This window comes from Coleofasciculus sp. F4-SAH-05 (assembly GCF_040222985.1).
Taxonomy (GTDB): domain Bacteria; phylum Cyanobacteriota; class Cyanobacteriia; order Cyanobacteriales; family Coleofasciculaceae; genus Coleofasciculus; species Coleofasciculus chthonoplastes.
Genome location: NZ_JAVKBY010000235.1, coordinates 1 through 13862, shown reverse-complemented (window position 1 = coordinate 13862; position 13862 = coordinate 1). Strand labels below are relative to the sequence as shown.

Annotated in this window: 11 protein-coding genes; 7 read left to right on the top strand and 4 right to left on the bottom strand. The window is 47.8% G+C overall.

Annotated features, from left to right (window positions below; translation table 11 throughout):
• The 4 genes from RIG27_RS28520 to RIG27_RS28505 all read left to right on the top strand — a co-directional run.
• A partial coding sequence (locus RIG27_RS28520) for a CHAT domain-containing protein (RefSeq protein WP_446350506.1) occupies positions 1-232 on the top strand: 232 nt, incomplete at its 5' end.
• A 1246-nt stretch (positions 233-1478) separates the two neighbouring features.
• Positions 1479-6164, top strand: coding sequence for a glutamate synthase large subunit (gltB, locus tag RIG27_RS28515; protein WP_446350505.1), 4686 nt, complete (start codon positions 1479-1481; stop codon positions 6162-6164).
• Positions 6165-6505: 341 nt separating this feature from the next.
• Positions 6506-6706 carry a hypothetical protein gene (locus tag RIG27_RS28510; protein WP_446350504.1) on the top strand — a complete coding sequence of 67 codons (201 nt, stop codon included), beginning with the start codon at positions 6506-6508 and terminating at the stop codon, positions 6704-6706.
• Positions 6707-7148: 442 nt separating this feature from the next.
• Entirely contained in the window at positions 7149-8141 is a 993-nt protein-coding gene (locus RIG27_RS28505; protein WP_446350503.1) for an RluA family pseudouridine synthase, read from the top strand.
• Here RIG27_RS28505 and RIG27_RS28500 read toward each other — a convergent pair.
• Together RIG27_RS28500 and RIG27_RS28495 are read right to left on the bottom strand one after the other, a co-directional pair.
• Positions 8138-8887 carry a phycobilisome rod-core linker polypeptide gene (locus RIG27_RS28500; protein WP_446343539.1) on the bottom strand — a complete coding sequence of 250 codons (750 nt, stop codon included), beginning with the start codon at positions 8885-8887 and terminating at the stop codon, positions 8138-8140. The genes RIG27_RS28505 and RIG27_RS28500 overlap by 4 nt on opposite strands.
• A gap of 255 nt (positions 8888-9142) precedes the next feature.
• Positions 9143-9730 (bottom strand): hypothetical protein, encoded by a 588-nt coding sequence (locus tag RIG27_RS28495; protein ID WP_446350502.1) that lies wholly within the window; start codon positions 9728-9730, stop codon positions 9143-9145.
• Between the two features lie 324 nt (positions 9731-10054).
• Here RIG27_RS28495 and RIG27_RS28490 point away from each other — a divergent pair, with 324 nt between their 5' ends.
• The 3 genes from RIG27_RS28490 (at position 10055) to RIG27_RS28480 (ending at position 12111) form a co-directional block, all read left to right on the top strand.
• Entirely contained in the window at positions 10055-11014 is a 960-nt protein-coding gene (locus RIG27_RS28490) for an orange carotenoid-binding protein (RefSeq protein ID WP_446350501.1), read from the top strand.
• A gap of 94 nt (positions 11015-11108) precedes the next feature.
• Positions 11109-11435, top strand: coding sequence for a hypothetical protein (locus RIG27_RS28485; RefSeq protein ID WP_446343533.1), 327 nt, complete (start codon positions 11109-11111; stop codon positions 11433-11435).
• Between the two features lie 289 nt (positions 11436-11724).
• Positions 11725-12111 carry a chromosome segregation ATPase gene (locus RIG27_RS28480; protein WP_446343531.1) on the top strand — a complete coding sequence of 129 codons (387 nt, stop codon included), beginning with the start codon at positions 11725-11727 and terminating at the stop codon, positions 12109-12111.
• On the opposite strand, the gene RIG27_RS28475 is transcribed toward RIG27_RS28480, so the two are convergent.
• Both RIG27_RS28475 and RIG27_RS28470 read right to left on the bottom strand, forming a co-directional pair.
• Positions 12108-12725 (bottom strand): HEAT repeat domain-containing protein, encoded by a 618-nt coding sequence (locus RIG27_RS28475; protein WP_446350500.1) that lies wholly within the window; start codon positions 12723-12725, stop codon positions 12108-12110. The two genes, RIG27_RS28480 and RIG27_RS28475, sit on opposite strands and share 4 nt — an antisense overlap.
• A gap of 184 nt (positions 12726-12909) precedes the next feature.
• Positions 12910-13692 carry a HEAT repeat domain-containing protein gene (locus RIG27_RS28470; RefSeq protein WP_446350499.1) on the bottom strand — a complete coding sequence of 261 codons (783 nt, stop codon included), beginning with the start codon at positions 13690-13692 and terminating at the stop codon, positions 12910-12912.
• Between the last annotated feature and the right edge of the window lie 170 nt (positions 13693-13862).

Sequence of the window (13862 nt, the reverse complement as noted above, 5' to 3'; positions counted from 1 at the left end):
GACGGAATTTTACTCCCATTTAGGGGAAACGAAAATTAAAGCAGAAGCCCTGAGACAGGCACAATTAGCGATGCTGCGAGGAGATGTGGTGATTGAAAATGGACAAATGCGGGGTAAGGGATACCCCTTGGGGATTGTATTGCCACCGGAGTTAGCGGAAGCGTTAAACAGTGTTGATTTATCGAATCCCTTTTATTGGTCAGGGTTTACATTAATTGGTAGTCCGTGGTGATATAGCAATAGACACATCGATTAGGACGTTCGGCACCATTGTAGAGACGCGCCATGGCGCGTCTCTACATAAATGATGTGTCCTAATAGCCATGGCGGTTGCTATATCATATCCCTTCGACTTCGCTCAGGGTCAATACCATAATCTCTGATTCTCTGATTTGGTGGGTGGAAGGTTACACTTGATAAGCTGTCATGCATTGAAATTGGGTATTAGTAGCGAGCAAGATGCTCGCACTACAAGGAACCGGGTTTCTTGACCGATGCCCTAACACTGTGACATACTCCTACACCGTAATCTTTGATTCGGTGTAGGCTTCCAAGACAATCCGGCTACCGCTTAGGAGACTCTTGGCTTTATTAACTACACGGGATGCCCCTGTGCGCCGGAACAATACAAAGTTTTGTTCATCTATCTGTCTTGCTTTGTCTTGCTTTGTACTGCTGGAATTTTACCCGCCCACAGATGCGACTACACATAGCCTGTTTCTAGGCGGCACCCCATATTCCAGGTTGTCAAGGTACGGTGTACAGGAAGCGGTTAGCTTTATTAAATTAACCTGTACCCTGTTACTCTAGCAAGTTGAAAATTCATGCCAACGCCAACCTAAGTTGTTACTGAGCCTGTCGAAGTACAGGTATGGCGTGGGGCTTCCGGCTTTAGCTTGCTAAACCCTGACATTGGGGATTGCCATAGTCGAGTATTTTCGCTAAGATAAGTTTCCCCAGCTAAATAGCTTCACTCGCTACAGCAACGTTGCTGAAGTTCCTAGTTCTCTGTTTCGTGGCTAATGACCGAGAAGATAAGAGGAAAAGTCTATAGTGTTTAAGCTATCCAAGTGAGTTGGGTTACTCTCCGAGAAGGCTTCGCCTGCGTTCCTCAACCCAACCGACACCATCGCAGACACTATCGCAATTGACAGCCGTCGAATACTACCTTGCCCCCACCTTATATTAAAAATAGGGGTAAATACGCCAACTGGACAGAAGATGACTCACACAACACACAACGATGATAAGAATGCGAATTAGCCGTCAATTGTTTTTTATATTTTTCAACTTTTTAATGGAATTCCCGATGACGCAGCCGACTTGATAGAACAACGATTGAGTAGCAGTAGTAATCAATGCTGAGTTACCGCGAGGTGGGCAACAACAACGAAGGATAATATTCAGCGTTTCAAGGGTTATAATCCTTGCCCACCCTACATCTATGACAAATGACCAATAACACCAGGAACTATCTTATGACAAACAGGAGCATCAACCCAAATCAACAGCATCAATCCTGGAATCGAGACGATGTAGCCTATCCAGGACAACGATGGTTAGTGGAAGAACGGGATGCTTGCGGTGTTGGCTTTATTGCCTCAGTCGCAGGTGTCGCTAGCCATGAACTGATTGAACAGGCACTTTCTGCATTAACCTGTTTAGAACATCGCGGTGGCTGTAGCGCTGACCGAGATTCGGGTGATGGCGCTGGCTTAATGACGGCTATTCCTTGGGGGTTGTTTACGTCTTGGTTTGAGGAACAAGGAATCACCATGCCACCAACAGATCAGTTGGCGGTGGGTATGGTCTTTTTACCCCAAGATGGGACAAAGGCGACTAAAGTTCGGGACATTGTTGGCGGAGTCTTTGAACAAGATGGTTTTACTGTATTGGGTTGGCGTGTCGTCCCCTTGAACGAGTCAGTTGTGGGACCCCAAGCTTTAGAGAATCAACCGCAAATTGAGCAAATTATTGTTAGCTGTCCCCATCAAACGGGGAATGAACGGGAACGTCTCCTCTATAAAACCCGCCGTCGCATTGGCAGTGCATTAGAAGCGGATGGTACTCTCCATTGGTCCGATGATTTATATATTTGCTCCCTATCGAGTCGCACAATTGTCTATAAAGGCATGGTGCGTTCGGCGGTACTGGGTGAATTTTATCAGGACTTAAAACATCCTGAGTTTCAAAGCCCTTTTGCGGTTTATCATCGCCGTTTTAGTACCAATACCCTACCCAAATGGCCCCTAGCCCAACCGATGCGGTTATTGGGACATAATGGGGAAATTAATACGCTACTGGGTAATATTAACTGGATGAAGGCAAGGGAAGCCGATTTATCTCATCCAGTGTGGGGAAACGAAATCGAAGATCTCAAGCCGACGGTTGCTCCGGATAATAGTGACTCCGCTACTCTAGATAATATCTTTGAGTTACTCGTGCGATCGCGTCGTAGTCCTTTGGAAGCTTTGATGATTATGGTGCCCGAAGCCTACCAAAATCAGCCCGATTTGCAAGATCATCCAGAAATTGTTGATTTTTACGAATACTATAGCGGCATTCAAGAACCTTGGGATGGTCCGGCGCTGTTAGTTTTTAGTGATGGTCAAGTCGTTGGTGCAACCCTAGACCGGAATGGACTGCGACCTGCCCGTTATAGTATCACCCGGAATGGCTACGTGGTGGTTGGATCAGAAGCAGGTGTCGTAGACTTACCCGAAGCAGATATTGTGGAAAAGGGTAGACTTGGACCCGGACAGATGATTGCTGTGGATTTAGCCAACCACGAAATTATCAAAAATTGGGACATCAAACAGCGAGTTGCCAAACGCTTACCCTACGGAGACTGGTTGAAACAGCATCGTCAGGTTTTATCCCCTCAACCCTTTACCGATACAACCAAACTAGACGCCCAAACCTTACTCCAGCAGCAAACCGCCTTTGGGTATACGGCTGAGGATTTGGATATGATCCTAGAACCGATGACCTCTCAAGGGAAAGAACCCACGTTTTGTATGGGAGATGATATTCCTTTGGCGGTTCTCTCGGATAAGCCGCGCCTGCTGTATGACTATTTCAAACAACGGTTTGCCCAAGTCACGAATCCACCGATTGACCCTTTGCGGGAAAGTCTGGTGATGTCTTTAAGTATGGAATTGGGTCAACGGGGGAATCTGTTAGAGGCTAAACCCGAGTATGCCCAACTGCTGAAACTGAAAACCCCAGTTCTGAATGAAGCCGAGTTAAATGCAATCAAAACCTCTGGATTTGCCACCACAGAACTCTCCACGTTATTTCAAATTAGCGCCGGTCCGGATGGGTTAAAAGCTGCCATTGATCAATTATGTGACCAAGCGGATCAAGCGGTGAAATCTGGCTCAAAAGTCCTGATTTTGAGCGATAAAATTGGTGAGAGTGTCGGTGAAACCACCAGTTATATTCCACCCCTATTGGCAGTTGGGGCGGTTCACCATCATCTGATTCGCGAAGGGTTGCGGATGAAAGCCTCCCTGGTTGTAGAAACGGCGCAATGCTGGAGTACCCATCATTTTGCTTGTTTAATTGGCTATGGGGCTTCGGCAATTCATCCCTATTTGGCATTGGAATCGGTGCGTCAGTGGTGGTCGAATCCCAAAACCCAGAAACTGATGGATCGGGGTAAAATTGAACCTTTAACTATTGAAGAAGCCCAGAAAAATTATCGTAAGGCGGTGGAAGCTGGGTTATTGAAAATCCTGTCAAAAATGGGGATTTCTCTACTCTCGTCTTACCAAGGGGCGCAGATTTTTGAGGCATTGGGAATTGGTGCAGAGGTATTAGATTTAGCCTTCCGGGGTACAACCTCCCGCCTGGGTGGTTTGAATCTGGCAGAATTGGCACAGGAAGTGATGGCGTTCCATCAACGGGCGTTCCCGGAGTTGACGGGTAAGAAACTGGAAAACTTTGGCTTTATCCAATACCGTCCCGGTGGGGAATATCACATGAATAGCCCGGAGATGGCAAAGACGTTGCATAAAGCCGTGGCGTCGGTGAAAAACGGAAATGGCAAAACGGATACCGAACAAACCGCTTATGACCACTATGATGTCTATAAAAAATACCTGGAAGACCGCCCAGTTACGGCGTTACGGGATTTGTTAGACTTCAACAGCGATCGCACTCCCATTCCCATCGAAGAAGTCGAACCTGTGGCGGATATTGTGCAGCGTTTCTGTACCGGTGCCATGTCATTGGGTTCCCTGTCGCGGGAGGCACATGAAACCTTGGCAATTGCGATGAATCGGATTGGTGGGAAATCCAATTCTGGTGAAGGTGGAGAAGACCCAGTTCGGTTTAAAGTCTTGGATGATGTGGATAATCAGGGAAATTCGCCCACATTGCCCCATCTTAAAGGACTGCGGAATGGGGATACCGCCAGTTCAGCCACCAAACAGGTGGCATCCGGGCGCTTTGGCGTGACGCCAGAGTACCTGATCAGTGGCAAACAATTGGAAATTAAAATTGCCCAAGGTGCGAAACCCGGAGAAGGGGGACAGTTACCGGGGAAAAAGGTGAGTCCTTATATTGCCATGCTGCGGCGATCTAAAGCCGGTGTGCCGCTGATTTCCCCACCTCCTCACCATGATATCTATTCGATTGAAGACCTCGCCCAGTTAATTTTTGACCTGCATCAGATTAATCCAGAGGCGAAGGTGTCGGTTAAATTAGTGGCAGAAATCGGCATTGGTACGATCGCAGCAGGTGTGGCGAAGGCAAATGCTGATGTGATCCAAATTTCCGGTCATGATGGCGGAACGGGCGCATCTCCCCTAAGTTCGATTAAACACGCGGGCGTATCTTGGGAGTTGGGTGTCACCGAAGTCCATCGGGCGCTGATGACGAATCAACTGCGCGATCGCGTGATTTTACGGGCAGATGGTGGCTTCAAAACGGGCTGGGATGTGGTGATGGCGGCGTTAATGGGCGCGGAAGAATATGGCTTTGGTTCGGTGTCGATGATTGCGGAAGGCTGCATCATGGCGCGAATTTGCCACACGAATAACTGTCCGGTTGGCGTGGCTACACAGCAGGAGCATTTACGCAAGCGGTTTACCGGAATCCCAGATCATGTGGTTAACTTCTTTTACTTTGTCGCCGAAGAAGTGCGATCGCTCTTGGCACGGTTAGGGTATCGTAAGTTAGACGAGGTAATCGGTCGGGCGGATTTATTGCAGCAACGCGAGGATATCAGCTTAACCAAGACATCCACGCTATCGGTGAAATGCTTAACGGATTTACCGAATACAAGTCGCGATCGTTCCTTCCTTAATCATGAGGCGGTGCATAGTAATGGATCTGTTCTCGATGATCAGTTACTGGCTGATCCAGAGATTCAAGCCTGCATCGCCAACCACGGTACAATCACCAAAGATGTAGCCATTCTCAATACCGATCGCAGTGTAGGCGCACGTTTAGCAGGTGCGATCGCTAAGAAATACGGCGATACTGGCTTTGAAGGGCAGATTACCCTCAACTTCAAGGGTGCAGCCGGACAAAGCTTTGGTGCCTTCAATTTGCCCGGAATCACCCTAAACCTGGTTGGGGAAGCCAATGATTATGTGGGGAAAGGGATGCATGGCGGTGAAATTATCATCACGCCTCCCACTGATGCCACCTACAACCCCGCCGAAAACGTAATTGTCGGTAATACCTGCCTCTACGGTGCCACAGGCGGTACGTTATTTGCCAATGGCTGGGCGGGTGAACGATTCGGCGTCCGCAATTCTAAAGGTCAAGCGGTGATTGAAGGGGCTGGTGATCACTGCTGTGAATACATGACAGGCGGCGTGATTGTGGTATTAGGTCGTGTTGGGCGCAACGTCGGTGCAGGAATGACTGGCGGGTTAGCCTACGTCCTGGATGAAGATTCACAATTTCCGGCAAAAGTCAACCCCGAAATTGTTAAGATTCAACGGGTAACCACATCGGCTGGGGAACAGCAGCTAAAAGCCCTGATACAAGCCCATGTTGACCGCACCGACAGTGCCAAAGCCAAGACAATTCTGGCAAATTGGTCGGAATTCTTAGGCAAATTCTGGCAAGTGGTGCCACCGTCGGAGGAAGATACCCCAGAAGCCAATCCCGATGCGGTGAAAGAACGGGAGTTAAGTCCAGTTCAGTAAAACCTTAGGGGCGCACGTCAGTCATTAAGCTCAACCCCTCACCCCCAGCCCCTCTCCCAAGGTTGGGAGAGGGGAGCAAGAGGGGAGCAAGAGAATCCGGTTCCCCTTCTCCCATGAAACAAAAGCGAAGCATCCTCTGTCTATCCCTCCTCTTCGTAGGGGAGAATTCAAAGCCTTTCTCCTTGCAGGAGAGAGGTTTTCTACCTGACTGTTTTTCCAGCAAATCTTCAGCTAGAGGGAACCTTAAATCTGCCTTTTCCTTCATAATTTAGTAAGGAGAAAAAATGTCTCCTTGATTTGTACTGCGATACTATCGACCTTTTGTAGAAAGAAGCACTGCCATGGTTCAATACTCCATTAGTGCCACCAACAATCCCAAAAAACCGATCAAACTGTGCATCTGGGAATCGGCTGTGCTAACCGACTCTCGCGTTCGCCCTTTTCAATTCAAAGCGAATTATAGCTGTGAGAATCTACCCGAAGCCATGGAGATTCTCCGACAAGTTGAGACGAAGTCCCAACAATACGAGGCGGTTGCCTAATGAACCAAAGGACAAATGACGAATATAGTCTCGCTATCGACTAACCCTCCGCTACCGATCAATGAATATCAAATTAAAGTCGATATGGCGGCACATTTTTCCACTATATAAAATTACCTAAAATCAGCAGAAAAGTCAATCCCTAATTCTATTTTTTTTGGGGAAACCTATTTTATGGGTTAGGTGTTCTGTAGGGGCGAGTCGCTGCACTATCGTTAAGGGGAAACACTTTAATTTTCTCGACTCGCCCCAGTATCGCGACAGAGAAAACCATTAATTTATTCGAGGAATCCTCTCCGTTAGTTCACCCGTGAGAAGGGTAATGTGGTGGGTTACGGCGGATATATTATTAAAGGGTTTGTTTCTCTATTAAGTACCGCCTAACCCACCCTACGGGTTAAGGTGAAATTAGGTCTATAGGGCGCAACGAAGTCAAACAAGCGTGAAAGAAATTAATTTATACTGCCAACAAAACAGTGATCGACTCGATCGCTATCTGGCTCAACAATTACCGGATTTGTCGCGATCGCGTATCCAAAAACTGATTGAAGAGGGCAATGTAAAGCTTAACCATAACCTCTGCACCTCCAAAAAAGCCACCATTCAACCTGGAGACTCTATCCACCTAACTATCCCTGATGCCAAACCCTTAGAGCTAAAACCAGAAGCGATTCCCCTGGATATCCTCTATGAAGATGACCAAATCCTGATTGTCAACAAACCCGCCGACTTAGTTGTTCATCCCGCTCCTGGACACGAAAATGGCACACTTGTCAATGCCCTTCTCGCCCATTGTTCTAACTTAGCTGGAATTGGTGGCGTACAACGTCCCGGAATTGTCCACCGTTTAGACAAAGATACCACCGGTGCGATCGCGATCGCTAAAACTGACCACGCCCACCATCACCTACAAGCCCAACTCAAAGCCAAAACCGCCCGTCGAGACTATCTCGGCGTCGTCTATGGTTCTCCCGCCACCGAAACTGGCACCATTAACCTCCCCATCGGACGCCATCCCAGCGATCGCAAAAAAATGGCAGTCGTTCCCCTAGAAAAAGGCGGACGCTCTGCAATTACCCATTGGCAGATTAAAGAACGCCTAGGCAACTATACCCTGATCCACTTCCAACTGGAAACCGGACGCACCCATCAAATTCGCGTCCACACCGCCCATATCGGACACCCAATTGTCAGTGACCCCGTGTATAGTAAAGGTCGAGACATCGGCGTCAATCTCCCTGGACAAGCCCTTCATGCATGGCGACTACGATTACAGCATCCCAATACAATTGCCCGTCCCCTCTCTCCTAACCAAGGAGACCAGAGGACGGACAATGAATCTGGGGACTGGATTGAGGTTATTGCCCCACTCCCCCCAGCCTTTAGCACACTCCTAACCGTACTGCGGCGGCGTGCTTCATCCGCTAGTACCTAACGCTTAGGTACACGGGACATGTAATCGATATTCTGGGCAGACACGCGGGGCAGCGGATTGGGTTTGGCATTAACTCCCCGTGCCATATCCAGGAAGTTCGTAGGATCACCGGCTTTAGCCTGCTTGTCTTGCGGGACAAAGCGGCGTACTTCGTTCTGCCAAATAATTTGGGGGAAGCCCAGTTGAGCGCGGTAGTAGCCGTCGTAGCGGGGTGATTTAATGTTAAAGGGTCTTTCACCTTGACGGCGACCAGGCAATACACGACGCCGTTGATAGGGAACGGTGTCATAGCCAAAGTTGGTCAGATACTCTTCGCTGTTGAGTAGTTGATCAACGAAGCCTTTAATCCCCTTCGTCGCCACGACGATAGACCAAGCAATTTTTTCGCGTTCGTTGTAAACATCGCGCCCTAACACCCGTTGCACGCACTGTTCAACAAAGCGATAATTGCTGTTTTTCTCGTAGAAGCTGTTGTAGAAGGTTTTCGACAGCAGCAATCCACGAATGAAATCCCGCACCGTCAGTTGACCGTTGCGGAGTTGGGATTCTAGGAACCGTTCCCGATCCCAAGCAAAGGCATGGAAGAAGATCTGACGGTATGCCGCTTCGATCAATTCATCCAAGTCTGTGCCAAACAGGATGTTCTCGGTTGTATAAATCCTTGGTTGCTCATCCCCCGGTACTTCATAACCAGCGACACGCTGATTTTGACTTACCGGAGTGTAGCCTAATAAAGGTAGCGCCACGTTTAAATCTCCGTAATCTTAGAAAATCTTACAAACCTTAACTTTCAACTATATAACAGATTATGTAACCTTCTTACAAAATTAGTCATTTGTCATTTGTCATTCGTCATTTGTCATTTGTCATTCGTCATTGGTTATTTGCTCCCCCAGCTTCCCCGGCTTCCCTAGCTTCCCCGGCTTCCCTAGCTTCCCCGGCTTCCCCAGCTCCCCCAGCTTCCCCAGCTCCCCCAGCTCCCTCATCTCCCCTGTTCCCTCCTAAAAGTAACCCATCCAGAACGCCAAGGGATTTGCCAGGGAACGACAGTGGGGCCAATTTCGCAAATAGTTTTCCAAATCAGGCTGCCAAACTGGGGGGCTTAATCCGAGTCCTAAGCAAAGATGAGACAAAACTTCAAAAAACCGTCGATCATGACCGGGCGATCCTACATGAGCATGGGCATATTCATGCACAACGATACCTAACCAATCTGGCGGTGCTGTTCGTCCCACATCAACGAGGATGGTAACTGGATTGAGGAGAATGTTACAAAAGCCATCAATCCCATACTCCTGGGCTAACGGCGCTGCCCCGATCTGGATCGGACGACGCAATTCTGGATGAAAACAGTCATGACAGGCATTGAGACAAGAATTGAGTTCAGCGTTGACCGTATCAATGTTGTAGCCAATCCAGGTACAGATGCGATCGCGTACCCGAGGATTATCGCTGATATCAACCATACGTGGCTCTAATGCTAGCTGACGTACAGCTTCTAGGTACTCATAGCCACGTACCAAGGGTTCATTTCTACTCTGGGCTTTTCTTACCCCATACAAACTCAAATTGTCTCGCTGCTCAAACATGTCATAAATTGTAACCGCTTACGAGGTAACAAGCAAGCTGAAACCAAGCCTAATCAGGCGTTCAGGACTTTACCTTCATGGAGACATTTTGACAAGTTCCCCAACAACGATAGATAAGCCTGATGAAAATGATAAGCATTAGTTGCCGAAAAAAAACTGCCAAAAAAGATACAAAACACTCTAAATATATCTTTACATTTACTTGCAATTTGTTAATATTGTTTGTAGTGAATAAATTTTCTGCCTGCCTCCAGAGAGTCCAAAACGGCTCAGGGCAAGCGCTGACGTAGTATTCCGATAAATTACCTAAACAGGAGATCCTGAATGCCTTTTACCCTTGATTCAGCTCGTAGTATATTTCCGGAAACCCTAACAGCCGATGCTGTACCCGCTACGATTGCCCGTTTCAGTCAACTTAGTGCTGAAGATCAATTGGCATTGATCTGGTTTGCTTACCTGGAAATGGGCAAAACCATCACTATTGCTGCACCAGGAGCCGCCAGTATGGTGCTTGCAGAACCAACCCTGAATCAAATTAAGCAAAAGTCCTTCCAAGAGCAAACCCAGATCATGTGTGACTTGGCAAACCGCGCCGACGCGCCGATTAGCCGCACTTATGCCAGTTGGTCGGCTAATATCAAGCTTGGCTTTTGGTATCAGCTCGGACAATGGATGGAACAGGGAACAGTCGCGCCTATTCCCGAAGGCTATCGCTTATCCGCCAATGCATCCGCCGTGCTACAAGCCATTCGCAACCTCGATCCGGGACAGCAAATTACGGTGCTGCGGAATGCGGTTGTGGATATGGGGTTTGACCCGAGTAAGCTGGATAGCAACAACAAGGTGACTGAGCCGATTGTTCCGCCGAAGGAAATGTCCCAACGGACGTCGGTGGCGATCAAGGGGGTTGACAACCAGACGGTGTTGAGCTACATGAATTACATGAATGCCAATGACTTCGACGCCCTGATCAAACTGTTCACTGAAGATGGAGCGCTGCAACCTCCGTTCCAAAGACCGATCATTGGTAAAGATGCCGTTTACCGATTCTTCCGGGAAGAATGCCAGAACCTGAAGCTGCTGCCGGAACAGGGAGTTTCTGAACCGACAGAAGAGGGGTATACTCAGCTCAAAGTCACAGGTAAAGTTCAAACGCCTTGGTTCGGTGCCGGAGTGGGAATGAATATGGCGTGGCGATTCTTGCTCAATCCTGAGAACAAGATCTACTTTGTGGCAATTGATTTATTAGCCTCGCCGAAGGAGTTACTCAACTTGGCTCGCTAAAGCCATCCTGAGTAGGAGTAAACTATAGCAAGTTGTAAATTCGAGCGAACACTCCCTGATCCTATTAATTGGGAGTGTTCAGCATACTGGGATAATGCAAGTAAACGAAATTATTTGGTCTGAAGTAGAGCAGCAAATCGCCAAAGATGCTTTTGAGAAAGCCTATCAACGAGAAACGAATGCTTTGATCACACAGGTGCGGGAATACGCCAGTGAAATTACTGAACTTGATCAGGTTTGGCGTCTGCATGATTTTTTGAGTGCAAGGCGGCACGATATTGATGGCAAGTACGACTACGACTATTCCGCTCTCCTGTTTCTTTTCGCTAGGTTAGTTAAAGAAGAGTGGCTAAAGCTGGAAGATTTGAGCGGTTTAGATCAGAGCAAACTGGCTAAAATAAATGCCTTGGCTCAGATGTAACCTTCCGCACACTGAATCAGGCTCTCTTGTGCTTAGTGTGAAAAATTTTAATGTTGCTGATTGCTTTCTGAAACTATTGATCTGAAAGACTTGTCCTATAATATTTTCAGCAAAAATAAGCTTTGCTTATAAGCCAAGGTGCAAGGGAGCCTTTTGGGTTAGTAAAAATAATAGCTTTGCAATAATTCTAGAATGGCATCCATTCTGTTGTTTTGTTTACAACCGAACAGCAATTGCGTTGGGTTTTATGATTTCCCCTCAAACTCCCCGTTTGCTATAATCTTCCTGAATGGTTAAACCCGGAAACCCGTATACCTTAGTTAGCAAACAGAAAGGAATTTTAGTCGTTTTGGAATTACCACCAGTCAAACCTATCGAGCCGCCAGAAGAACCGCCGCCTATTCACGGTAATTGGTACTTGGTCAATGTTCGCCACAAGAAACGTGATTTATTTTTGAGATGCCTTAATGTTGTTATCAAACAAAATAATCTGGACGATTTGATTTTAGCGATTGAAACTCCTGATGATTCAGTGTACGAAGATATCGTTTTATTGAATTTGGCTAGCTTTAAAGCAGTGCGACCTCACATTCAAACGATTGAGTCTTGTCAGAGAATTGAACCGAAACCATTGTCACAAGCACAAGTAAGTCTAATGTTGGCAGCTAGCCGCTAGCTGCTGGATTGTAACTGTGCGATCGCGCTATTCAGTCGTGCTTGTACCACCCGATCCGACTCTTGAGTCAACGCCTGCTGTAAGGGAGGCATAACTTCTGGTTGGGCAATATCTTGTAAGGACGCGATCGCGGCATAACGCAGCGCCCAATCCTCTGGTGTCAATAACGCCCAGGTTAATTTATCTATGGCTTGACGAATAATGGCTGTATCCTTGGCTAAACTGCCAATCCGCCCTAATCCTCGTGCAGCTACGCGCCGGACATTTCCTTGACAGTGATTGGCGACGGATGTGCCAATGACTTCCTCTAACAAACTTAGCGCTTTTGGATCACCAATTCGCGCTAAAGCTTGAATGATATGGGCTTGCACCGCTTGGTCACCAGAGGCTTTAAAGGCGGCAATTAAAGGATTAACGCTAGCTGATGCCAATTCGACTAACCCGTCTACGGCGGCGGCTGGTACAGCCGGATGATGATGACTTAATGCCCCAATTAAAGCTGTAATGACATCATCGCTAGCACGCTGCGGGTGAGTGACTAACGCCTGAATCGCTTCTATGGCTTCGTTGGGCGTAACCGCTTGTTGTAATTTTTGTCCGTTGTTATTTGTCATTCGTCATTCGTCATTCGTCATTGGTCATTCGTCTTATGTACAGTCGGGGCGGGTGTAGGGTGCGTTAGCGAAGCGTAACGCACCATTTCAAAAGATAGTAGTGAAACCCGCCCCTACACAATTTCCCTCATCTCCCCCATCTCCCCCATCTCCCCCATCTTCCCCATCTCCCCCTGCTTCCCTGCTATAGCTGAATTAACAACTGATCAATCGTGTCCATCAGAAACTGGCATTTATCCTGCTGGTTGGTTTCGGCGTCCGGATCACTTTCTAAGATGGCTTCTAACATTCGCTTGATATTCAGCAGCTTTAAACTATTCGGCACCTTCGCCTCAATGATCGCTTGCGCTGCGGCTAAATGACCGATCGCGCCTAGGTCAAACATCGCCGCCCAGCGCAAATACATATTCGGATGATCCAAATTTTTGATGATCCGCTCAATATATTGCGGCTCTTTTGTCAATAGATATAAATACCGAGCTGCCGCACATTGAACCCGTTCCGACTGATGGGTTAAAAAGGGTTCAATCTGGCGACCAGCTTGCCAAACCTCTAACGTGCCTAACGCTTCAATCAAGGCTTCATAGGGTTGCTCGGCTTCAGCGTTTAGCAGATTCAGCAAGGGGGAGATAGCGCTGCGATCGCCAATCGCGGCTAAAGCCTGAATAATCGCCTCTCGAAGGCTCAGATCCGGACAATCTAAGGCAGCAATTAACGCAGGTACAGCTTGGGGATTTTTTAACTCACCCAATGCTCGCGCCGCCTGACGTCGCAAGGGATATCCGCCTGCTTGGGTGCGATAGGCTTCATCTTGGAGGGCTTCACATAGCACTGTCCACGAGTCCTGTACTTTATTCTTACCCAACCACCATGCGGCATAATAGCGCAACTGATTATCGTCTCCATTTAAAGCCGCGATCGCAGTTTCTGCCGAACTTATGGGTTGGGGGGGAGAAGCGGTAGTCATTTATACAAAAAATTGGAGATCTAAATCGCTTTTTATCTAATTCGGCAAGAAGACCCTCACTTGAGCGTGATGGGATGAATTGCCAGAGATGCTATAATCAAAATGGTTTGAATCCCCTCGGTGGGCGGTAGTGAAGGGCTTTTTAAGCGGCACGATGGCACCGGAAAGTC

Excerpts from the sequence above, each read along its gene's own strand:
- RIG27_RS28495 (WP_446350502.1), bottom strand. The coding sequence starts at position 9,730 with ATGTTTGAGCAGCGAGACAATTTGAGTTTGTATGGGGTAAGAAAAGCC.
- RIG27_RS28485 (WP_446343533.1), top strand. The coding sequence starts at position 11,109 with ATGCAAGTAAACGAAATTATTTGGTCTGAAGTAGAGCAGCAAATCGCC.
- RIG27_RS28490 (WP_446350501.1), top strand. The coding sequence starts at position 10,055 with ATGCCTTTTACCCTTGATTCAGCTCGTAGTATATTTCCGGAAACCCTA.
- RIG27_RS28475 (WP_446350500.1), bottom strand. The coding sequence starts at position 12,725 with ATGACAAATAACAACGGACAAAAATTACAACAAGCGGTTACGCCCAAC.
- RIG27_RS28510 (WP_446350504.1), top strand. The coding sequence starts at position 6,506 with ATGGTTCAATACTCCATTAGTGCCACCAACAATCCCAAAAAACCGATC.
- RIG27_RS28480 (WP_446343531.1), top strand. The coding sequence starts at position 11,725 with ATGGTTAAACCCGGAAACCCGTATACCTTAGTTAGCAAACAGAAAGGA.
- RIG27_RS28470 (WP_446350499.1), bottom strand. The coding sequence starts at position 13,692 with ATGACTACCGCTTCTCCCCCCCAACCCATAAGTTCGGCAGAAACTGCG.
- gltB (WP_446350505.1), top strand. The coding sequence starts at position 1,479 with ATGACAAACAGGAGCATCAACCCAAATCAACAGCATCAATCCTGGAAT.